The 19,341-nt window shown below is 72.7% G+C and carries 16 protein-coding genes; 4 read left to right on the top strand and 12 right to left on the bottom strand.

The window, feature by feature from the left end:
• Positions 1 to 23: 23 nt before the first annotated feature.
• A complete protein-coding gene (locus ACIA47_RS06525; RefSeq protein WP_203120427.1) occupies positions 24 to 362 on the top strand; it encodes a helix-turn-helix transcriptional regulator in 339 nt (112 codons plus the stop codon).
• Between the two features lie 21 nt (positions 363 to 383).
• Here the strand turns inward: ACIA47_RS06525 and ACIA47_RS06520 are convergent, their stop codons facing one another.
• The 10 genes from ACIA47_RS06520 to deoC form a co-directional block, all read right to left on the bottom strand.
• Entirely contained in the window at positions 384 to 1,058 is a 675-nt protein-coding gene (locus ACIA47_RS06520; RefSeq protein WP_396706004.1) for a permease prefix domain 1-containing protein, read from the bottom strand.
• 68 nt (positions 1,059 to 1,126) lie between these two features.
• Positions 1,127 to 2,917: a thiol reductant ABC exporter subunit CydC gene (gene cydC / locus ACIA47_RS06515; RefSeq protein ID WP_396706002.1), complete on the bottom strand. Its 1,791-nt coding sequence runs from the start codon at positions 2,915 to 2,917 to the stop codon at positions 1,127 to 1,129.
• A complete protein-coding gene (cydD, locus tag ACIA47_RS06510) occupies positions 2,914 to 4,590 on the bottom strand; it encodes a thiol reductant ABC exporter subunit CydD (protein WP_396706000.1) in 1,677 nt (558 codons plus the stop codon). Before cydD ends, cydC begins: the two co-directional genes overlap by 4 nt.
• On the bottom strand, positions 4,587 to 5,594 hold the full coding sequence (locus ACIA47_RS06505) for a cytochrome d ubiquinol oxidase subunit II (RefSeq protein ID WP_396705998.1): 1,008 nt from the start codon (positions 5,592 to 5,594) through the stop codon (positions 4,587 to 4,589). The genes cydD and ACIA47_RS06505 overlap by 4 nt, the downstream gene beginning before the upstream one ends.
• Before the next feature lie 10 nt (positions 5,595 to 5,604).
• Positions 5,605 to 6,858 carry a cytochrome ubiquinol oxidase subunit I gene (locus tag ACIA47_RS06500; RefSeq protein WP_203120423.1) on the bottom strand — a complete coding sequence of 418 codons (1,254 nt, stop codon included), beginning with the start codon at positions 6,856 to 6,858 and terminating at the stop codon, positions 5,605 to 5,607.
• A gap of 168 nt (positions 6,859 to 7,026) precedes the next feature.
• Positions 7,027 to 7,932, bottom strand: a complete 906-nt coding sequence (locus ACIA47_RS06495) for a M56 family metallopeptidase (RefSeq protein ID WP_112588227.1) — start codon at positions 7,930 to 7,932, stop codon at positions 7,027 to 7,029.
• Between the two features lie 10 nt (positions 7,933 to 7,942).
• Positions 7,943 to 8,416, bottom strand: coding sequence for a BlaI/MecI/CopY family transcriptional regulator (locus ACIA47_RS06490; protein WP_112601951.1), 474 nt, complete (start codon positions 8,414 to 8,416; stop codon positions 7,943 to 7,945).
• A gap of 216 nt (positions 8,417 to 8,632) precedes the next feature.
• Complete coding sequence (locus ACIA47_RS06485; RefSeq protein ID WP_396705994.1) at positions 8,633 to 9,457, bottom strand: aldehyde dehydrogenase family protein; 825 nt, start codon at positions 9,455 to 9,457, stop codon at positions 8,633 to 8,635.
• On the bottom strand, positions 9,450 to 10,880 hold the full coding sequence (locus ACIA47_RS06480; RefSeq protein WP_396705992.1) for an aldehyde dehydrogenase family protein: 1,431 nt from the start codon (positions 10,878 to 10,880) through the stop codon (positions 9,450 to 9,452). Before ACIA47_RS06480 ends, ACIA47_RS06485 begins: the two co-directional genes overlap by 8 nt.
• Before the next feature lie 6 nt (positions 10,881 to 10,886).
• A complete protein-coding gene (gene deoC / locus ACIA47_RS06475) occupies positions 10,887 to 11,846 on the bottom strand; it encodes a deoxyribose-phosphate aldolase (RefSeq protein ID WP_396705990.1) in 960 nt (319 codons plus the stop codon).
• Between the two features lie 133 nt (positions 11,847 to 11,979).
• Between deoC and upp the strand changes: the two genes are divergently transcribed.
• Both upp and ACIA47_RS06465 read left to right on the top strand, forming a co-directional pair.
• A complete protein-coding gene (gene upp / locus ACIA47_RS06470; RefSeq protein ID WP_124862038.1) occupies positions 11,980 to 12,612 on the top strand; it encodes a uracil phosphoribosyltransferase in 633 nt (210 codons plus the stop codon).
• 72 nt (positions 12,613 to 12,684) lie between these two features.
• Complete coding sequence (locus tag ACIA47_RS06465) at positions 12,685 to 13,362, top strand: GPP34 family phosphoprotein (RefSeq protein ID WP_203122331.1); 678 nt, start codon at positions 12,685 to 12,687, stop codon at positions 13,360 to 13,362.
• A 140-nt stretch (positions 13,363 to 13,502) separates the two neighbouring features.
• On the opposite strand, the gene ACIA47_RS06460 is transcribed toward ACIA47_RS06465, so the two are convergent.
• Both ACIA47_RS06460 and ACIA47_RS06455 read right to left on the bottom strand, forming a co-directional pair.
• Positions 13,503 to 15,167: a phospho-sugar mutase gene (locus ACIA47_RS06460; RefSeq protein WP_396705987.1), complete on the bottom strand. Its 1,665-nt coding sequence runs from the start codon at positions 15,165 to 15,167 to the stop codon at positions 13,503 to 13,505.
• 48 nt (positions 15,168 to 15,215) lie between these two features.
• Positions 15,216 to 17,279 carry a serine/threonine-protein kinase gene (locus ACIA47_RS06455; RefSeq protein WP_396705985.1) on the bottom strand — a complete coding sequence of 688 codons (2,064 nt, stop codon included), beginning with the start codon at positions 17,277 to 17,279 and terminating at the stop codon, positions 15,216 to 15,218.
• A gap of 206 nt (positions 17,280 to 17,485) precedes the next feature.
• On the opposite strand from ACIA47_RS06455, the gene ACIA47_RS06450 reads away from it, so the two are divergent.
• On the top strand, positions 17,486 to 19,069 hold the full coding sequence (locus tag ACIA47_RS06450; RefSeq protein WP_112601946.1) for a methylmalonyl-CoA mutase: 1,584 nt from the start codon (positions 17,486 to 17,488) through the stop codon (positions 19,067 to 19,069).
• Positions 19,070 to 19,341: the final 272 nt, after the last annotated feature.

Here is a 19,341-nt window from a genome sequence, read left to right as displayed (position 1 = left end):
CTCGACAAGTAGCGTAGCTACGTATGAAGGCCCAGGCGCTGCACGGCCATCTCGACGCTCTGCTGCTCGCCGTGCTCGAACAGGGTGCGCTGCACGGCTACGCGATCATCGAGGCGCTACGCGCCCGCAGTGACGGCAGTCTGGATCTGCCCACGGGCACCATCTATCCGGCACTCCGGCGCCTGGAACGCGCCGGCCACGTGGCGAGCACCTGGAGCACGGTCAGCGGCCGGGAACGGCGGACGTACGAGCTCACCGACTCCGGCCGGCGGGCGCTGGCCGGGGAGCGGGCCGGTTGGCGCGAGTTCCAACTGACCGTCGGCCGGTTCCTCGATCCCGGCAGCCCGCCCACCCCGGCCTGACCCGCTCGGATCCGACGCCGGTCAGCGGGTTGTGGCCAGCAGCCAGCCGCGCGCCGCGCGGGTCAGCGAGAAGTAGGCGCCGCCCACCAACACCGCCCCGATGATCATCGGTGGCCAGTGCGCCGCCGCGTCCCAGAGGTTGAGTGACCAGGTGAAGAGGGCGCTGCCGGCCACTATGCCGAGTACCAGCACGCCGGTCAGGCCGGCACCCACCGCGCGCTGGGCCAGAGCCAGGCCCGGCCGGGGCGCCCGCGCGCTCGCCCGGACCACCAGCAGACCGGCCACCGCGAGTAGCAGCGCGCTCATCCAGATCCAGTCGACCGAGGCGGCGAGCAGCTGGTAGCCGGCCGGGGGAGGCGGGCCACCGCTCCAACTCGACCCCCGCCAGGTCAGATCACCGGCGACCACCCCCACCCCGGCGATCGCCAGCATCCGCAGGGAGAGCCCACGCAGGGCACCCACCGCCAGCTCGGCCTGCCAGGACGGGAGCAGCTGCGCCGGTGAGCCGAACTCCACCACCGCCCGGCGCTGCGCCTCGGTGGCCGGCACCCCGCTCTCGCGGTACGCCTCGACGGCGTCCAGCAACCCGTGCCGGGCCTCGGTCAGCAGGTCGGACTTGAGCCGCGCCGGCCCCTGCAGTCGAGCGGACAGCTCCCGCAGGTGCTCGTCGACCATCACGTCCTCACCGCGCCCCATGGCACCACAGTGCCACGGACTCCGGCCGGTCGACGTCCGGGAGAACCCTGGCGCGCCCCCGAGTCGGGTCAGGGGGCGAGCGCCAGGTAACCCCGTTCGGCCGCGGCCTGAAGCAGCCACTGGTCCCGGTACCAGCCCGGGGCGGCGACCAACTCGGCGTGCCGACCGCGCTGGATCACCCGGCCGCCGTCCAGGACCACGATCTCGTCCAGCTCGGCCAGCCCGCTGAGGCGGTGGCTGATCAGCAGCACCGAGTGCCCGGTGGGGGTGGCGGCGAGGGCGGACGCGAGCACCGCGTCCGCTGCGGTCGGGTCCAGTCCTTCGGTGGGCTCGTCGAGCACCAGCACCGGCGGCGCGGCGAGCAGGGCCCGGGCGAGCGCCAGCCGCTGCCGCTGCCCGCCGGAGAGTTGCCCGCCCTCCTCGCCGACCAGCGTGTCCCAGCCCGCCGGCTGGGCGCGGACCCAGTCCAGCAGGCCGGCGGCGGCGGTGGCCGCGGTCAGCTCCTCCTCACCCGCTCCGGCCCGCCCGAGCAGCAGGTTCTCCCGCACCGTGGCATGGAAGACGTACGCCTCGGCCAGCAGCCCGCCGACCGCGCGCGGCAGCGCCTCCTCGGCGTACGCCGAGAGGTCGTGACCGTCCAGGGTGACCCGGCCGGACGCGGGCCGGACGGTGCCGGTCAGCACGGCGGCCAGTGTGCTCTTGCCGGCGCCGCTCGGGCCGACGACCGCGATCCGGCGTCCCGGCGGCAGGTCCAGGCTGACCCCGTCCAGGGCGGGTGCCGCACCGGCCCGGTACCGCACTGTCACGTCGACGAAGCGCAGCTCGTGCGGGCCGGTCAGGTCCGTTGGACCGGTCGCCGGCGGCGCGGTCGGCGGGTCGACGTCGAGCAGGTCGGCCACCCGGGTCAGGCCCTGCCGCAGCTGCGTCCACTGCCGGGCCGCCGCGACCAACGCCAGCGTCACCTCGACGGCGGCCAGTGTGCCGACGGCCAGGACGCCCACCAGCACCCCCGGCACGTCGGCGGCGAGCGCGACCAGCACCACCGCTGCGGCGGTCACGCCGGCGGCCATCACGCCGGCCGCGTCCACCGCGAACCCGGTGGCGGCCAGCCGGCGTTCCAACCGGGCCAGCCGGTGGGCGCGCTGCTCGGCGGCGCGCAGCGTGACGTCGGTCGCCCCGAACGCGGCCAGGTCGGCCGCGCCGTGGGTGAGGTCGATCGCGTCGGTGGCCAGCGCACCTCGCAGGGGGGCCACCTCGGCCGCGCTGCGGCGGGTGACCGCGGTGGCCAACGCGGGCAGCGCCACCCCGGCGACCAGCAGCCCGACGGCGAGCGCGCCAGCGGCCGGTGGTGAGATCAGCGCCGCCACGGCGACCGCCAACACACCGACCAGGGCCGCCGCCGAAGCGGGCACCAGCACCCGCAGCAACAGGTCCTGGACGGCCTCCACGTCGGAGACCAGTCGGCTCAGCACGTCCCCTGAGCGGTGCGCTGTGCCACGGCGGGCCGCCAGGGTGGCGAAGACCCGGGCCCGGACGTCGGTGATCATGCGGAGCACCGCGTCGTGCCCGGCGAGCCGTTCGGTGTAGCGGAACACGCCCCGGCTGATCGCCAGCGCCCGGACCGCGACGATCGCCACGGTGAGGCGGTCCAGTGGAGGCTGACCGGCGGCGCGCATCAGCAGCCAGGTGGCGGTGGCCATCAGGGCCAGGCCGGCGAACTCGGTGGCGGCCGCCAGCAGCCCGGCTCCGACCAGGCGCCCCAGGTACGGCCGGGCCAGTCGCAGCACGGCCCGCTCGGCGGCGGCCCACCCGGCCGGTGCCGCGTCGGCCACCGCCGCCGGTCCGTGTTCGGCGGTCATCTGGCGGCCTTCCCGGTCGGTTCGGGCGTCAACTCGGTGACCCGACCGTCCTCGATGCGCAGGATCCGGTCGGCGTCGGCCAGCAACGCCGGTCGGTGCGCGACCAGCAGCGCCGTCCGCCCGGCGACCAGGCGACGGGTGGCGTCGAGCACCACCGCCTCGGCCGCCGTGTCGAGTCGGGCGGTGGGTTCGTCGAGCAGCACCACCGGGGCGGCGCGCAGGAACGCCCGGGCCAGTGCGACCCGCTGCCGCTGCCCACTGGACAGCCCGTGACCGCGCTCACCGAGCAGGGTGTCCAGGCCGTCGGGCAGGCCGGCCACCACGTCGTCCAGTGCGGCGTCGTGCACCGCGGCGGTGAGTATGTCGGCCGGGGTGTCCGGCGCGCCGAGGCGGATGTTGTCGGCCAGCGAGGCGGCGAAGAGGTGCGCCCGCTGCGGCACCCAGGCGAGTTGCTTGCGCCAGGCGTCCGGGTCGGCGGTGGCCAGGTCGACACCGCCCACTGTGATCCGGCCGCTGGTCGGCACCACGAAGCCGAGCAGCAGGCCGAGCAGCGTGCTCTTGCCGGCGCCGCTGGGCCCGATGATGGCGATCCGCTCGCCGGGCCGGATGGTCACTGTCACGTCGCGCAGGGCGGTGGTCCGCTCGTACGCCACTGTCACCCCCTCGAACCGGATCTCGGCCCGAGCGTCGGGGACGGAGGCGCCCTCGGCGGACCGGGGCGCGGTGGGTGCGGCGGAGACTGTCAACGCCTCGTCCAGTGCGGCCAGCCCCTCCATGCTGGCGTGGAAGCGGCTACCGGCAGCCCGTAGCGGCAGGTACGCCTCCGGGGTCAGCAGCAGCACTAGCAGCGCGGTCTGCAGGGCCAGCCCGCCGCCGAGCAGGCGGATGCCGACCGGCACCGCGACCAGCGCCACCGAGAGGGTGGCGACCAACTCGAGGACCAGCGCGGAGAGGAACGCGATCCGCAGCGTCTTCATGGTGGCGACGCGGTGACCGTCGGCCATCCGGCGCACCACGTCGGTCTGCGCCCGGGCCCGCCCGAACGCGCGCAGCGTGGGCAGCCCGGAGACCATGTCGAGGAAGTGCCCGCCGAGCAGCGCGAGCCGCCGCCACTGCCGCTCGGTGGCGGCCTGCGCCTGCCAGCCGAGCAGCGCACCGAAGACCGGGATCAGTGGCAGGGTCACCGCGATGATCACCGCCGAACTCCAGTCGGCGAAGACGACCCGGGCCAGAACCGCGAGGGGCACCGTCACGCTGAGCACCAGTTGCGGCAGGTACCCGGTGAAGTACGCGTCCAGCGCGTCCAACCCACGCCCGGCCAGGGTGGCGATCTCACCGGCCCGCTGCCCGGCCACCCACCCGGGCCCGTGCCGGCCCACCGCGCCGAGCAGCTCGGCCCGCAGCGTGGCCTTGACAGTGGCGGCGACCCGCGCCGAGACCGTGCCCTGCGCCCAGACCAGGGCAGAGCGGGCGGCGACCGCGACCACGAAGCCGGCCAGCGCCGGTCGATCCAGCCGACCGTCGATCGCGGTGGCCAGCAGTGACGCGAGCGCGGTGGCCTGCGCCACGATCAACCCGGCGGCCAGCACCCCCAGGAGCGCGAGCACGGCAAGGTCGCCCCGGGCCGCAGGGACCCGGCGCAGCAGACGCGGGTCGAACGGACGGCGGCTCACCAGTACACCGGTGCCCTACCGTCGGTCCGTCCTCGGAAAACCCACCAGCACATCGCCTGGAAGCCTAGTAGGGCCGGAAGTAGCGGCAGCGCCACCCAGCCCAGCAGCCGCAGTGTCGGCGCGCTGGCGGCGGCGTCCGCCACCCGCAGCGAGGCGTCCGGGTCGGTCGTGGACACCAGCACGTAGGGCCAGAGAGCGGCTCCGACCAGCAGCACCGGCAGCGCCAGCGCCGCGCCGGTGGCGACCAGGGCCCACCCTGGCCGGCGCCGCGCCAGCGCCGCGCGGGCCGCCAGCAGCGCCGCCACGAGCAGCACCGGCAGGAGTACGGCCACCGCCGGCCGCTGCACGGCGTCGCGTACCCGGGCGGAGAGCAGGCCCACGACGGTGGCCAGGGCGACTGCGGTGAGCGCGACCGGCACCAGCCGGCGGGCCGTACGACCGACCACGGCGGCGGCCTCGGCCGGCAGCCGCAGGGTGAGGAAGGTCGCCCCGTGCACCGCTACCACTGTGACCATGGCCAGCCCGGCGGCGGCCGCGAACGGGGTGGCCAGGTGTGTCACCCCGGCGACGTGCCCGTCGGCCTGGAGGGGTACGCCCTGCAGCAGCGCGGCGAGCAGCACACCCCAGCCCAGCGCGGCGAGGACGCTGCCGATCACCACGACGCGGTCCCAGCGGGCCCGGACCCGCTCGTCGTCGGGTCGGCTGCGCAGCTGTACGCCGACGGTGACCAGGATGACGCCGACCAGGGCACCGGCGACGGCCGGATAGCAGCCGGCGAGCAACTCGCCCTCCAGGAGGGGGAACGCGCCGAAGAGGATGCCCACGGCGGCCACCAGCCAGACCTCGTTGCCGAGGAAGAACGGGCCGAGCGCGGTGAGCGCCTCCCGCCGCCCGGCCGGACCGACGCCGCGGGCGAGCAGCAGCCCGACGCCGTAGTCGTAGCCGGCGAGCACCAGATAGCTGGCGAAGAAGAGGCCGAGCACTGCGTACCAGGCGAGGTCCACTGTCTACTCCTCAGAGGAGGGCGGGTTCGGGGTGGGCCGGTTCGCTGGGCGGTGCCGGCGGGCGGCCGAGCGCCGGGTCGGCCGCGCCGCGCCGGGCGTGCCGGGCGAGCAGCACCCAGTTGGTGACGGCGAGGGTGCCCAGCAGCAGGCTGAACCCGATCAGCGAGGCGAGCATCAGCGGTGCGCTGACCGGGGAGACGGCCTGCTCGGTGGGGAGCAACCCGTACGCCACCCAGGGTTGGCGGCCGACCTCCCGGGAGATCCAGCCGAGGATCACCGCGATGAACGGCAGCGGCAGGGCGAGCAGGATCAGCCAGAGCGGGAAGCGCAGTCGGATGACCCAGTCCCGGAAGAGCAGCGGCAGCAGCAACCAGACGCAGCCGAGGGTGAAACCGACCAGGATCATGAAGCCCAGCCCGACGCTGGCCAGCACCGGCGGGGTGTAGTCGCCGGGGCCGAACCGCGTGGTCCACTCGGCAATCAGCGCCTGGCTCTCCGGGCCGTCGCCGCCGAACTTGGTCGGCTGCACCGCGCCCACCGGGCCGAACTGGGCGAAACCGAAGCCCTGCACCATCGTGATGGCCAGTGCCGCGGTGACCAGGCCGATTCGCAGCGAGGTGCGGAAGAGCGCGAAATCCGGGGTACGCCGGATCAGGTGCCCGGCGCTGACCGCCGCCATCAGCATCCCGCCGACCAGCAGCGCCGCCGAGACCACGTGCCCGAAGGCCATGCCGAGGCTGGGGTTGGTGAGTAGCGCGCCGAAATCGGTGAGGTGGGCGATCCCGTCGCGGACCTCGTAGCCGACCGGATTCTGGAGCCAGGAGTTGGCCACCATGATCCAGAACGCCGAGGCGTACGCGGTGATCGCCACGCCCCAGAGCAGCGCGAGGTGGACGCCCTTGCCGAGCCGGTGCCAGCCGAAGATCCACATCCCGAGGAACGTGGACTCCAGGAAGAACGCCACAAGCGTCTCGATGGCCAGGGGCGCGCCGAAGACGTTGCCGACGTAGCGCGACAGGCCACTCCAGTTCAGCCCGAACTGGAACTCCATCACGATCCCGGTGGCGATGCCGAGCACATAGTTGATCACGTAGAGCTGACCCCAGTAGCGGGTCAGCCGCTCCCACTTCGGGTTGCCGGTGAGCACCCAGGCGGTCTGCATGCCGACCAGCAGGGTGACCAGCCCGAGCGTGACGACCACGAACAGGAAGTGGATCGACGTGGTGGTGGCGAACTGCAGGCGGGCGAGGAGCAGAGTGTCCATGACCAGCCCTCCATGGCGTTGGCTCTCTTGTCGTAGCCACCCTACACGTAGCATCGCTACACGTCCGTCTACTACGTCCTGTCGTAATAGAGTCTACGACAAGGCGTAGTAGTTGGGTGTGTGTGGGGGGCTGAGAAGATCGCCGGGCCGGCGCGGCTGCCGGGCGGGTCAGCTCAGGAAGAGGGTGACCGGAAGGGCGACCAGGGTGGTGGCGACCGCGAGGGCGGTGGCACCGAGAACGCGGGGCGGCCGGTCGCTGACCAGCAGACGCTGCACCCGTACGTCGAGATCCCGGTCGCCCATGCCGAGCGCGCCGGCCGGGGTGATCCGGTGCCCGGCGGCGGCGAACCGGCGCAGCGCACCCGCCAGCGGGGCCTCGGCGTGCAACTCACGGGCCTTGTCGTCGGCGCGCATCTCGACCAGCAGGGCGACCCGCTCGTGCGCGTCGCGCACCCAGCCGAACCACGGCAGCGCCCGGCACAGCGCGGTGAACGGCAGCAGCACGAGGTCGTGCCGCTCGTGGGCGTGCGCACGCTCGTGGCTGAGAACCGCGGCCAGTTCGGCCCGGTCCAGCAGGCTCAGGGTGCCGGCGCTGACCACCACCTGCGGCTTCACGCCCGGCAGGCAGTACGCGGCGGCGCTCGGATGATCCAGCACCAGCGCTCCCGGCGCGGCCGGGTCGTTCCGGGCGACCAGGGAGAGCAGGTCCCGGTGGCGACGCTGGGCGCGTACGGTGCCGTGGATGCTGCGCACGGTCGTCGTGACCAGCACCGCCCCGATGCCGAAGCCCACGCCGACGCCGGCCAGGTGGAACGTGCCCACCCCGATCGGCAGGGCGCCGTGGGCGAGGTCGTTGGCCAGGGCGAGCAGTGCGCTACCGGTCGGCCGGCCGTACGCGCTCAACCCGAGCGCCATCGGCAGGCCCATCGCCGAGAGGCCCAGTGCCAGCCCGACGGCCTGCCAGCAGATGATCGCCACCCGGGGGCTGCGCCACGTCCAGGTGGAGCGGGCCAACACCTGGGCGGTCAGATAGCAGGCCAGCATGGTGGCGGCGAAGTGCACGGCGTAGGCCATGACGCGCGCCCTACCGCTCCGCTGCCTCGCCGGCGGGTCGTCGGCCCGCCGGTCCGTCAACCCGGTCGGTCAGGGTGTCGGCCCCGCCCGCGTCGCCGCCGGTGGAGCCCGGCCCGGTCAGGCCGGCCTCGCTGCCCAGGGCCGCTCGCAGCACCTCGGCCTCGGTGCCGGTCACCGAGCGGGCGAAGCGCACCAGCGCGGCGTCCCGGCTGCCACCCAGGTCGAGGGCGTCGAGCATGAGTTGAGCGATGTGCGCCTCGCGGCTGGCCGCCGGACGGTACCGCCAGGCCCGCCCCTCCCGCTCCCGTTGCACCATGCCCTTGCCGGCGAGCCGGTCCAGCACGGTCATCACCGTGGTGTACGCCAGCTCACGCCCATCGAGCGCGTCGGCCACCTCGCGCACGGTCACCCCGTCCGACGTGCCGGGAACCACGTCCCACAGCACGTCCATCACCGCACGCTCAAGATCGCCCAACCGAGTCACAAACCAATCCTACCCCCGGTAGTAGACCCCCACCCATTCGCGTCGACGCCCGTCAACCGGAAACCCAACCCAAGGCAGAACTCGTGAGCTCACTCACCCGACGAACCCGGCCCAGGTCAGGGTTTTCCGGGGGAGCCCGACCACGCAGGGATCAAGCCTGACCGCCCGGAGTGGGCGGGCTCCCCCGGAAAACCCCAAAGGCCGAGCAGAAGACGATCACACCCCCTTGGGGTGCCACACCGTCTTCGTCTCCAACAGCGCCGTCATCCGATCCAGGCCCGGGTCGACGAACCAGTCGTGGTCGGCCGGGGCCGGTCGCAGCACCCGCTTGAGGTTCTCCGCCGACTTGGCCTCCAGGTCGGTGGCGAGCGCGGCGTCGGTGACTCCGGTCAGGTCGATCGCGTTGACGTCCATGTGCGCCGCCAGGGTCGGCGCGGTCTCGGTGATCGCGCCGGTGAGGATGTTGACCACACCGCCGGGCAGGTCGGAGGTGGCCAGCACCTCGGCCAGCGTCACCGCCGCCAGCGGCTCGCTCGGGGATGCCGCCACCACCACCGTGTTGCCGGTGACGATCGCCGGGGCGATCACGCTGACCAGGCCGAGCAGCGCCGGGCTTTCCGGGGCGACCACCGCGATCACGCCTGTCGGTTCGGGCGCGGAGATGTTGAAGTACGGGCCCGCGACCGGGTTGGCGCCGCCGTACACCTGGGCCAGCTTGTCGGCCCAGCCGGCGTACCAGACCCAGCGGTCGACAGCGGCGTCCACCTCGTCGCCGGGGATGCCCAGGGCGACGAACTGTTCGCGGCGGCCCTCCAGCATCTCGGCGGCCCGGTAGAGGATCTGACCCCGGTTGTACGCGGTCGCGCCGGCCCAGCCCTTGACGGCGGCGCGGGCGGCGACCACCGCGTCTCGGGCGTCCTTGCGGGAGGCCAGTGACACATTCGAGGACTGCACGAGATACGACCGTCCCGACTCGCTGCGCGGGAACTTCCCGCCGATGAAGAGCTTGTACGTCTTGCGTACCGCGACCCGCTCAGACATTGAGGTAGCCCTCCAGCCCGTGCCGGCCGCCCTCGCGACCGTAGCCCGACTCCTTGTACCCACCGAACGGCGAGGTGGGGTCGAACTTGTTGAAGGTGTTGGCCCAGACGACGCCGGCGCGCAGCCGGTCGGCCATCCACAGGATCCGGGAGCCCTTGTCGGTCCAGATCCCGGCCGACAGCCCGTACGGCGTGTTGTTGGCCTTCTCCACGGCCTCGGCCGGGGTGCGGAAGGTGAGCACCGACAGCACCGGGCCGAAGATCTCCTCGCGGGCGATCCGGTGTGCCTGGGTGACGCCGGTGAAGATGGTCGGCGCGAACCAGAAGCCCCGGTCGGGCAGGTCGCACGGCGGTGACCAGCGCTCGGCGCCCTCGGCCGAGCCGGCGTCGGACAGCTCGCGGATCCGCTCCAGCTGGGCTGCCGAGTTGATCGCGCCGACGTCGGTGTTCTTGTCCAGCGGGTCGCCGACCCGGAGCTGAGCCATCCGTCGCTTCAGCGACTCCAGCACCCGGTCGGCCACGTTCTCCTGGACCAGCAGTCGGGAGCCGGCGCAGCAGACGTGCCCCTGGTTGAAGAAGATGCCGTTGACGATGCCCTCGACGGCCTGGTCGATGGGTGCGTCGTCGAAGACGATGTTGGCGGCCTTGCCGCCCAGTTCCAGGGTGAGCTTCTTGCGGGTGCCGGCGACCGACCGGGCGATGGCCCGGCCCACGTCGGTGGAGCCGGTGAAGGCGACCTTGTCCACGCCGGGGTGCTCGACCAGCGCGCGGCCGGTGTCGCCGGCGCCGGTGAGGATGTTGACCACACCGGCCGGCAGGTCGGCCTGCTGGCAGATCTCGGCGAAGAGCAGCGCGGTCAGCGGGGTGGTCTCGGCCGGCTTCAGCACCACAGTGTTGCCCGCGGCGAGCGCCGGGGCGATCTTCCAGGCCAGCATGAGCAGCGGGAAGTTCCATGGGATGACCTGCGCGGCCACGCCGATGGGGCGCGGATTCGCGCCGAAGCCGGCGTGCTCCAGCTTGTCGGCCCAGCCCGCGTAGTAGAAGAAGTGCGCGGCGACCAGCGGCAGGTCGACGTCCCGGGACTCGCGGATCGGCTTGCCGTTGTCCAGCGATTCCAGGACGGCCAGCTCGCGGGAGCGCTCCTGGATGAGCCGGGCGATCCGGTACAGGTACTTCGCCCGGTCCCGGCCCGGCATCGGGCCCCAGACCTTGTCGTACGTCTTGCGGGCGGCGCGCACCGCGCGTTCCACGTCCTGGGCGCCGGCCTCGGAGACCTCGGCCAGCACCTCCTCGGAGGCAGGGTTGATCGACTTGAAGCTGCCACCGTCGGTCGGGTCGACGAACGTGCCGTCGATGAACAGCCCGTACGAGGGTTTGAGGTCCACCACCGAGCGGGACTCGGGGGCGGGGGCGTATTCGAACATCGGCTATCAGTCCAGGGTGAAGTAGTCGGGACCGGAGTAGGTGCCGGTCGTCAGCTTGGTGCGCTGCATCAGCAGGTCGTTGAGCAGGCTGGACGCGCCGAAGCGGAACCAGTCCGGGTCGAGCCAGTCCGGGCCGACGGTCTCGTTGACCATCACCAGGTACTTGATCGCGTCCTTGGTGGTCTTGATGCCGCCGGCGGGCTTCACGCCCACCTGCCGCCCGGTCGCTTCGCGGAAGTCGCGCACCGCTTCCAGCATCACCAGGCTCACCGGCATCGTCGCCGCGATCGGGACCTTGCCGGTGGAGGTCTTGATGAAGTCGCCGCCGGCCAGCATGGCCAGCCAGGAGGACCGCCGGACGTTGTCGTAGGTGGCCAGCTCGCCGGTCTCCAGGATCACCTTGAGGTGGGCGTCCCCGGAGGCCTCCTTGGTGGCCACGATCTCGTCGTAGACCTCCTTGTACCGCCCGGCCAGGAACGCGCCCCGGTTGATCACCATGTCGATCTCGTCGGCGCCGGCCGCGACGGCGGCCCGGGTGTCGGCCAGCTTGATCTCCAACGGCGCCTGCCCGGACGGGAACGCGGTCGCCACGCTGGCCAGGTGCACCGCACTTCCGCGCAGCACCTCCGCCACGTAGGGGACCATCGCCGGGTAGACGCAGACCGCGCCGACGTGCGGGCAGGACGGGTCGGCCGGGTCCGGACGCAGGGCCTTCGCGGCGAGCGCACGCACCTTGCCCGGGGTGTCCGCCCCCTCCAGGGTGGTCAGGTCGACCATCCGGATCGCCAGGTCGATCGCCTGGGCCTTGGCGGTGGTCTTGATGGAGCGGGTGCCGAGCTGTGCCGCCCGCTGCTCCGCGCCGACCTGGTCCACGCCGGGCAGGCCGTGCAGGAAGGTCCGCAGAGCGGTCTCGGATCGTCCCAGCTCGGAGAGCTCCGACCGGGCCGACGTCGTTGTCGCCGTCATGCCGAGAAGTCTACGCACCAGACCGTCGAGTGATCTTGCTCACGACCGCTCGATGACGTGCCGACGTGAGCGGCGTCCCTGGTCCGACCGCACTCGCACCGCCGCGCGGTACGGACCGGTAGGTTGAGCGATCGTGGACGTACACGTCATTGACCACCCGCTGGCCCAGTCCAGGTTGACTGCCATGCGGGACGCGCGCACCGATTCCTCGACGTTCCGGGCGGCGCTACACGAACTGACCACCATGCTGGTGTACGAGGCGGCGCGCACGTTCCCCGTCGAGCGGTACCCGGTGCAGACTCCGGTCACCGGCACCGAGGGCACCCGGCTGGCCAACCCGCCGCTGCTGGTCCCGGTGCTGCGCGCCGGCCTGGGCATGGCGGACGCCGCGTTGGGCCTTCTCCCCGAGTCGTCGATGGGTTTCGTGGGCCTGGCCCGCGACGAGGTGACCTACGAGCCCCGCGCGTACATGGAGTCGTTGCCGCGCGACCTGGCTGGGCTGCCGGTGCTGGTGCTCGACCCGATGCTGGCCACCGGTGGTTCGCTGGAGCACTCCTGTCGGCTGCTGGCCGATCGGGGCTGCACCGACATCACAGTGCTCTGTGTGCTCGCCGCCCCGGTCGGCATCGAGCGGCTGGAGCGCTCCGGCCTGCCGTTGCGCCTGGTCACGGCCTCGATCGACGAGGGGCTCAACGACCGCATGTTCATCGTCCCCGGCCTCGGCGACGCCGGCGACCGCCAGTTCGGTGGCATGCCCCGCTTCTGAGGGGACACCCGGTCGGTGCCGGGTCCGGCGGGTCCGTGCGCGGGGTGCCCGGACCCGCTACCGTCTCCGGCCATGACTGGTGTTGCGCTCGCCGAGGAGTTGCTGCTCCTCGCCTACGACGACACGACCGGCAAGGCGACCATGCCACGGATCAGCCTGGACCTGGGCATGGCCGCCGCGGTGCTCGTCGAGCTGGCTCTGGCCGGCCGGATCGCGTACGCCGACGGGTCTCTGGCGGTGATCGACCCGACGCCGACCGGCGAGTCGTTCAGCGACGATGTCCTCAGCCGGATCGCCGCCGACACTCCGCACACTCCGGCGTCCTGGGTGCAGCGTCTGCGGCACGGCCTGCGCGACCGGATCCTCGCCGACCTGTGTCGGCAGGGCGTCGTCCGGGACGTCGACGAGACCGAGCTGGGCTTCATCCACGTGCACCGATACCCGGTCGTGGACACCTCCGTAGAGGCGGAGACCCGGCAGCGGCTGGCCGAGGCGCTGACCGGCGCGGCAGCCCCGGACGAGCGGACCGCCGCGCTGGCCACCCTGGTCGTGGTGCTCCGGATGGAGTCCGCGCTCGGGGTGAGCGGCGAGGCCGCCGCCGACGCCCGCCGCCGGCTGACGGAGATCGCCACCGGGGCCGGGTTCTCCGGCGAGGTGAGCACCGACGACTCGGTGGTCCGCCCGTCGGTCGGCCTGGTCGTCGCCGCCCTGGCCAGGGCCGTCGACCAGGCCCTCGGCCCGCGCCGCTGACCGTCGGGTCGACCCCGCTCGTCGTGCCCTTTGCGTGCCCTTTGCTCTGCACCCGCCGAGGCGCCATCGGCCTAGAATCGGTGGCGCTTCCGCGGGTGCAGAGCAAAGGGCGGACTTGTTGCGGGTGGGTCCTGCGGGGTTCAGATGCCAAGGGCTGCGCCGACCTCGGCGCGGAGCGCGGCGACGGCCGACGCCGCCCTGCTGCGGGCCGCCTGGACGTCACCGTCCACGACCGGTTCCACCACCTCGAGGTAAGCCTTGAGCTTCGGCTCGGTGCCGGACGGGCGGATCACCACCCGGGCCGTCGCGGTCCGCAGGATCACCACGTCCGACTCGGGCAGCAGGTCCCGGGCGCTGTCCACCGACTGCCCGAGCAGGGTGGCAGGGGTGTGCGCCCGGATCCGGGCCATCGCGTCGGCGATGACCCGCAGGTCGTCCACCCGGGCGGAGAGCTGGTCGGTGTGGTGCACGCCGAACTCGGCGGCCAGCTCGTCCAGCCGGTCGGTCAGCGTGCGCCCCTGTGCCTTCAGGCCGGCGGCCAGCTCGGCCACCGTCAGCGCGGCGGTGATGCCGTCCTTGTCCCGGACGTGTTCCGGGGCGACGCAGTAGCCGAGCGCCTCCTCGTAGCCGAAGACCAGCGGCGCGCTCCCGCCGCCGGCCCGCACGATCCACTTGAAGCCGGTCAGCGTCTCGTCGTAGGGCAGGCCCCGGGCCGCGCACATCGCCCGCAGCAGTGACGACGACACGATGGTGGTGGCGTAAAGCCCGGTCACCCCCCGGCGCATCAGGTGGTCGGCTAGTAGGACGCCCACCTCGTCGCCCCGCAGCATCCGCCAGCCGTCGCGGTCCCGGACGACCACCGCGCAACGGTCGGCGTCCGGGTCGTTGGCGATGGCGAGGTCCGCGCCGGTGGAGTCGGCCAGGGCGATCAGTCGGTCCACCGCACCCGGCTCCTCCGGGTTGGGGAACGACACGGTGGGGAACGCCGGGTCCGGTTCGGCCTGGTCGGGCACCACTCCGGGGGTCGGGAAGCCAGCGCTGGCGAAGGCGGCGGTGAGCACCGCCGCGCCCACCCCGTGCAGCGGCGTGTACGCCACCGTCAGATCCCGTGGCCCGTCCGGGTCGATCACCGCGGTGGCCCGTTCGACGTACGAGGCGACCAGGTCGTCGCCGAGCACCTGACCGGGCTCGCCCAGCGGCACCTGGGTCAGCGGCCCGACCGATCGGATGGCCGCCTCGATGCCGGCGTCGGCGGGTGGCACGATCTGCGCGCCGGCGCCCAACTCGCCGCCCAGCTCCGCGCCCAGGTAGACCTTGTAGCCGTTGTCCTGCGGCGGGTTGTGGCTGGCCGTGACCATCACCCCGGCGACACCGCCGAGGTGCCGCACGGCGTACGCCAGCACCGGGGTGGGCAGCGGGCGGGGCAGCAGCAGCGCCGGGCGGCCAGCGCCGGTGGCCACCTGGGCGGTGCGCTCGGCGAACTCCCGGGAGCCGTACCGGGCGTCGTACCCGATCACCAGCGGGCCGGTGCCGCCCTGGGCTGCGAGCCAGGTGACCAGGCCGGCAGCGGCCTGGGTGACCACGGCGAGGTTCATGCCGTTCGGACCGGCGCGCAGCGGGCCGCGCAGGCCCGCCGTGCCGAAGGTCAGCGGGCCGGCGAACCGGTCGACCAGCTCCGGACCGCTCGCCGGCAGCCCGTCGAGCACCGCCGTCAGCTCATCCCGGCTGGCCGGGTCGGGGTCGTCGGCCAGCCAGCGCCGGGCTTGCTCGCGAATGTCGTCGATGTCAGTGGTGTCCGCCGCCATGCCCCTTGATAGCACGGCGACGGATCACCCCTGTGGGTTCCCTCCGGCTCAGCCGTTCCCGGTGAGCTGGAACGTCCGCGCCATCTCGTCGAAGATCGGCTTGCTCTCCGCGAACTTGGCGTCCGTGGCGGTGAGGTAGAACGAGTACGCCTTGCCGTCCTGCGCCACGCCTCGCCAGACGCCGTGCCGCATCGCGTCACCCGCGCCGCAGGTGTACTCGAATTCGGCTGCCGGCTTGCTGGCCAGTTCGGTCTCCGCGGCGGAGATCTGGTTGTACGGCTTGACGCAGGAGGTGCTCCGGGTCTTGAGGCCGTTCTCGGCCGTCTCGGCCCACCGGGTGGAGCTGCTGGCCCACTTCTCGGTGATGATCCGGACCTTGCGGCCGCTGTCCGCCGGGTCGATGTAGTCGGTGTAGGAGCCGCCGGTGGCCTTCTTCCAGCCCTTCGGCACCATGACCTGGATCCCGCGGGCGGTGTGCTCCTGCATCTCGAGCGTGGGTGCCGCCGGAGCGGACGCGCTGGGCTGCGCGGCCGGGGTGTTCGGCGGGGCGTCCTCGCCGCCGGAGAGCGCCACCGCGGTGAGCAGCAGCACGACGACCAACCCGCCGGCCGCGGCGAGCTGCACCTTGCGCGGCCAGCCCTTGACAGTGGTGACGAGCTGACCACCGGTGGCCCGGACCTTGTCCAGCGCGTTGCCGCCCGACGCGGCGGGTGTGGTGGCCCAGGGCTGACCGGTGCCCGGCACCGACCACTGGTTGCCGCCACCGTAGGTGCCGCCGATGCGCTGGGTGGCCTCCGGTGCGCCGCCGTACCCGACCTGCTGGGTGGCATCGGCCGGGTTGCCGTAGCTGACCCGCTGGGTGGCGTCGGGGTGCCCGCCGGCGTCCACCCGCTGGGTGGCGTCAGCGTTGCCGCCGTAGGTGCGCCCGGCCGCCGGTCGGCCGGGAGTCGGCATCGCGCCGGTCGGCGTGTGCAGGGGGCCGGCCAACGCGTCGGCGCTGGTCTCGTCGAGGCCCCCGGTGGTGTCGGCCGGGCGAGCCGCCTGAGGGCGCTCGCCGCGGCGCAGCGCGGCCAGCCGGTCGGTCAGGGACTCACCCGGGGCCAGCATCGCCGGGCCACCGATCTGGCTGTCCGGCTTCGGCTCCGGCTGGGGCGGCGGGAGGACGGGAACGGGACGCTGCTGCACCGGCACCACGGCGTACGGGTCGGTGACCGAGTGCACGGCCGTCGCCGTACTGCCCAGCGGGCCGGCGAGCAGCTCGCGCAGCATGGCCCGGGAGGTGTGCACGTCGAGTCGGCGCGCCGGGTCCTTCTCCAGCAGACCCATCAGCACCCGGGTCAGCGGGCCGCTGCGCTGCGGTGGCGCGGGCGGGTCCTCCACCACGGCGTGCATGGTCTCGATCGGGTCGCCCTTGTCGAACGGGGGCCGCCCCTCGACCGCCGTGTAGAGCGTCACGCCCAGCGAGAAAAGGTCACTGGGCGGGCCGAACTCCTGGCCCATGGCCCGCTCGGGCGAGATGAAGTGCGGCGAGCCGAGCACCATGCCGGGGGTGGTGAGTTGCACGTCGGTGGGCATCCGGGCGACCCCGAAGTCGGTCAGCACGCAGCGCCCGTCGGTGCAGATCAGCACGTTGGCGGGTTTGACGTCGCGGTGCAGCACGCCGATCGCGTGCGCGACCTCCAAGGCGCCGAGCAGCGCGATGCCGATCTTGGCGACGGCGCGGGGCGCGACCGGACCGTCCTCGATGACCATGTCGGCGAGGCTGCGGGCGTCCAGCAGCTCCATCACGATCCACGGCCGGCCGGCCTCGGTGACCACGTCGTACACCTGCACCACAGCGGGGTGCTGGATGGCGGCGGCGGCGCGGGCCTCGCGAAGGGTGCGTTCGTACATCGCGTCGCGGTCGCTGGGGGCCAGCCCCGGGGGCAGGACGACCTCCTTCACCGCCACGTCACGGCGCAGCAGGGTGTCTGTGGCGCGCCACACCGTGCCCATGCCGCCGTTGCCCACCGAGGACCGCAGCGAGTACCGGCCACCAATGGTGGTGCCGGGCGCCGCTCGTCCGTTGGCGGGACTAACTGGTCCGCCGCTCCACGTCGGGATCTGAGTCACAGAAAAGCCACCGGGGGAAATCGAGGGGGGCTGGGACACAACTCCCCTATCTTGCTGGTTCCGACGCCCGATGCGAAAGCCGACGCGGCGGACGTTTATCGAAGTCGACAGAACGTGCCCTGTCGTTCACCTGGTGTCGACCGGCCGGGACGCACTGTGCGGTATCCCTCACCCGACGACGTGGCCAGGCGTCCTACCATCCGGGGATGAACCAACGGCGGTCAAGTGAGTCCGGTTTCCCGATCAACGGCGTCTACACGGAGGCCGACCTTCCGGAGGACCTGGACTCCCGGCTCGGCAGCCCGGGCGAATTCCCGTACACCCGGGGTGTCTACCCCACCATGTACACCTCCCGCCCGTGGACCATGCGCCAGTACGCCGGCTTCGGCACCGCCACCGAGTCCAACGCGCGGTACCACCAGTTGTTGCGGGCCGGCACGATGGGCCTCTCGGTCGCGTTCGACCTGCCGACCCAGATGGGCTACGACTCGGACGAGCCGATCGCGCACGGCGAGGTCGGCAAGGTGGGTGTCGCGATCGACTCCATCGAGGACATGCGGCTGCTCTTCGCCGACATCCCCCTGGACAAGGTGTCCACCTCGATGACCATCAACGCGCCCGGCTCGGTGCTGCTGCTGCTCTACCAACTCGTCGCCGAGGAGAACGGGGTGCCGGGCACGGCGCTCAACGGCACCATCCAGAACGACATCCTCAAGGAGTACATCGCCCGGGGGACGTACATCTTCCCGCCGAAGCCGTCGCTGCGCCTGGTGGCCGACACGTTCGCGTACTGCCGCAGCGAGGTGCCGAAGTGGAACACCATCTCCATCTCCGGCTACCACATGGCGGAGGCCGGCGCGACGCCCGCGCAGGAGATCGCGTTCACGCTGGCCAACGGGGTGGAGTACGTACGGGCGGCGCTGGCCGCCGGGCTCGCCGTCGACGACTTCGCGCCCCGGCTGTCGTTCTTCTTCGTGGCCCGCACCACGCTGCTGGAGGAGGTGGCGAAGTTCCGCGCCGCCCGGCGGATCTGGGCCCGGCTGATGCGGGACGACTTCGGCGCCAAGGATCCGAAGTCGATGATGCTGCGGTTCCACACCCAGACCGCGGGCGTGCAGCTCACCGCCCAGCAGCCGGAGGTGAACCTGGTTCGGGTGGCGGTGCAGGGTCTGGGTGCCGTGCTCGGTGGCACCCAGTCGCTGCACACCAACAGCTTCGACGAGGCGATCGCGCTGCCCACCGAGAAGGCGGCCCGGCTCGCGCTGCGTACCCAGCAGGTGCTGGCCTATGAGACGGACCTGACCGCCACCGTCGACCCGTTCGCCGGGTCGTACGTGGTGGAGGCGATGACCGCCGAGATCGAGGCCGCCGCCGTCGAGTTGATGGAGCGGGTGGCCGACCACGGCTCGGCGGTGGACGCGATCGAGGCCGGGTTCCAGAAGCGGGAGATCGAGCAGTCCGCGTACCGGATCGCCCAGGAGATCGACTCGGGGGAACGGGTGGTGGTCGGGCTCAACCGGTTCACCGTGGACGAGGAGGAGCCGTACGAGCCACTGCGGGTCGACCCGACGATCGAGGCGGCCCAGGCCGACCGGCTGGCCCGGCTGCGCTCCGAGCGGGACGCCGACGCGGTGACGCGGGCGCTCGCCGATCTTCGGGCCGCCGCCGAGGGCACGGAGAACGTGTTGTACCCGATGAAGGAGGCGCTGCGGGCCCGGGCGACAGTGGGTGAGGTCTGCGGGACGTTGCGTGAGGTCTGGGGGTTGTACCGACCCACCGACCGATTCTGAGCGCCCGGGCCGCGACTGCGGCTGAGCGCCCGGCGGCGACTGCGGCCTCGGGGCGCGGTGTGTCCGGCGCTCTCAGCGGGTATCCGGTCGGTTGAGCCGGGACGCACACCCTGTGCGCCCACGGTGGGCGGGTGCGTGTGAGCGTCCTTATCCGGCTCGTTGCCGTGTGTGGTCGGCTAATTGTCGGAGTGTCAGTTCATCACCCCGACTAATGCGACAATTTGGCAACGGGTCTCCGACCGGCGCCGGGATTCGTGACCGCCGCGATCGGT

The sequence above is a fragment of the Micromonospora sp. NPDC051227 genome (assembly GCF_044455385.1).
Classification (GTDB): Bacteria; Actinomycetota; Actinomycetes; order Mycobacteriales; family Micromonosporaceae; genus Micromonospora.
The sequence above is the reverse complement of the archived record's forward strand: the minus strand, read 5'-3'. Positions and strand labels throughout refer to the sequence as shown.

What these genes read in the sequence shown, in the direction of transcription:
- ACIA47_RS06525 (WP_203120427.1), top strand. Translation starts at nt 24, where the DNA reads ATGAAGGCCCAGGCGCTGCACGGCCATCTCGACGCTCTGCTGCTCGCC.
- ACIA47_RS06520 (WP_396706004.1), bottom strand. Translation starts at nt 1,058, where the DNA reads ATGGGGCGCGGTGAGGACGTGATGGTCGACGAGCACCTGCGGGAGCTG.
- cydC (WP_396706002.1), bottom strand. Translation starts at nt 2,917, where the DNA reads ATGACCGCCGAACACGGACCGGCGGCGGTGGCCGACGCGGCACCGGCC.
- ACIA47_RS06500 (WP_203120423.1), bottom strand. Translation starts at nt 6,858, where the DNA reads ATGGACACTCTGCTCCTCGCCCGCCTGCAGTTCGCCACCACCACGTCG.
- ACIA47_RS06495 (WP_112588227.1), bottom strand. Translation starts at nt 7,932, where the DNA reads ATGGCCTACGCCGTGCACTTCGCCGCCACCATGCTGGCCTGCTATCTG.
- ACIA47_RS06485 (WP_396705994.1), bottom strand. Translation starts at nt 9,457, where the DNA reads ATGTCTGAGCGGGTCGCGGTACGCAAGACGTACAAGCTCTTCATCGGC.
- ACIA47_RS06480 (WP_396705992.1), bottom strand. Translation starts at nt 10,880, where the DNA reads ATGTTCGAATACGCCCCCGCCCCCGAGTCCCGCTCGGTGGTGGACCTC.
- deoC (WP_396705990.1), bottom strand. Translation starts at nt 11,846, where the DNA reads ATGACGGCGACAACGACGTCGGCCCGGTCGGAGCTCTCCGAGCTGGGA.
- ACIA47_RS06465 (WP_203122331.1), top strand. Translation starts at nt 12,685, where the DNA reads ATGACTGGTGTTGCGCTCGCCGAGGAGTTGCTGCTCCTCGCCTACGAC.
- ACIA47_RS06460 (WP_396705987.1), bottom strand. Translation starts at nt 15,167, where the DNA reads ATGGCGGCGGACACCACTGACATCGACGACATTCGCGAGCAAGCCCGG.
- ACIA47_RS06450 (WP_112601946.1), top strand. Translation starts at nt 17,486, where the DNA reads ATGAACCAACGGCGGTCAAGTGAGTCCGGTTTCCCGATCAACGGCGTC.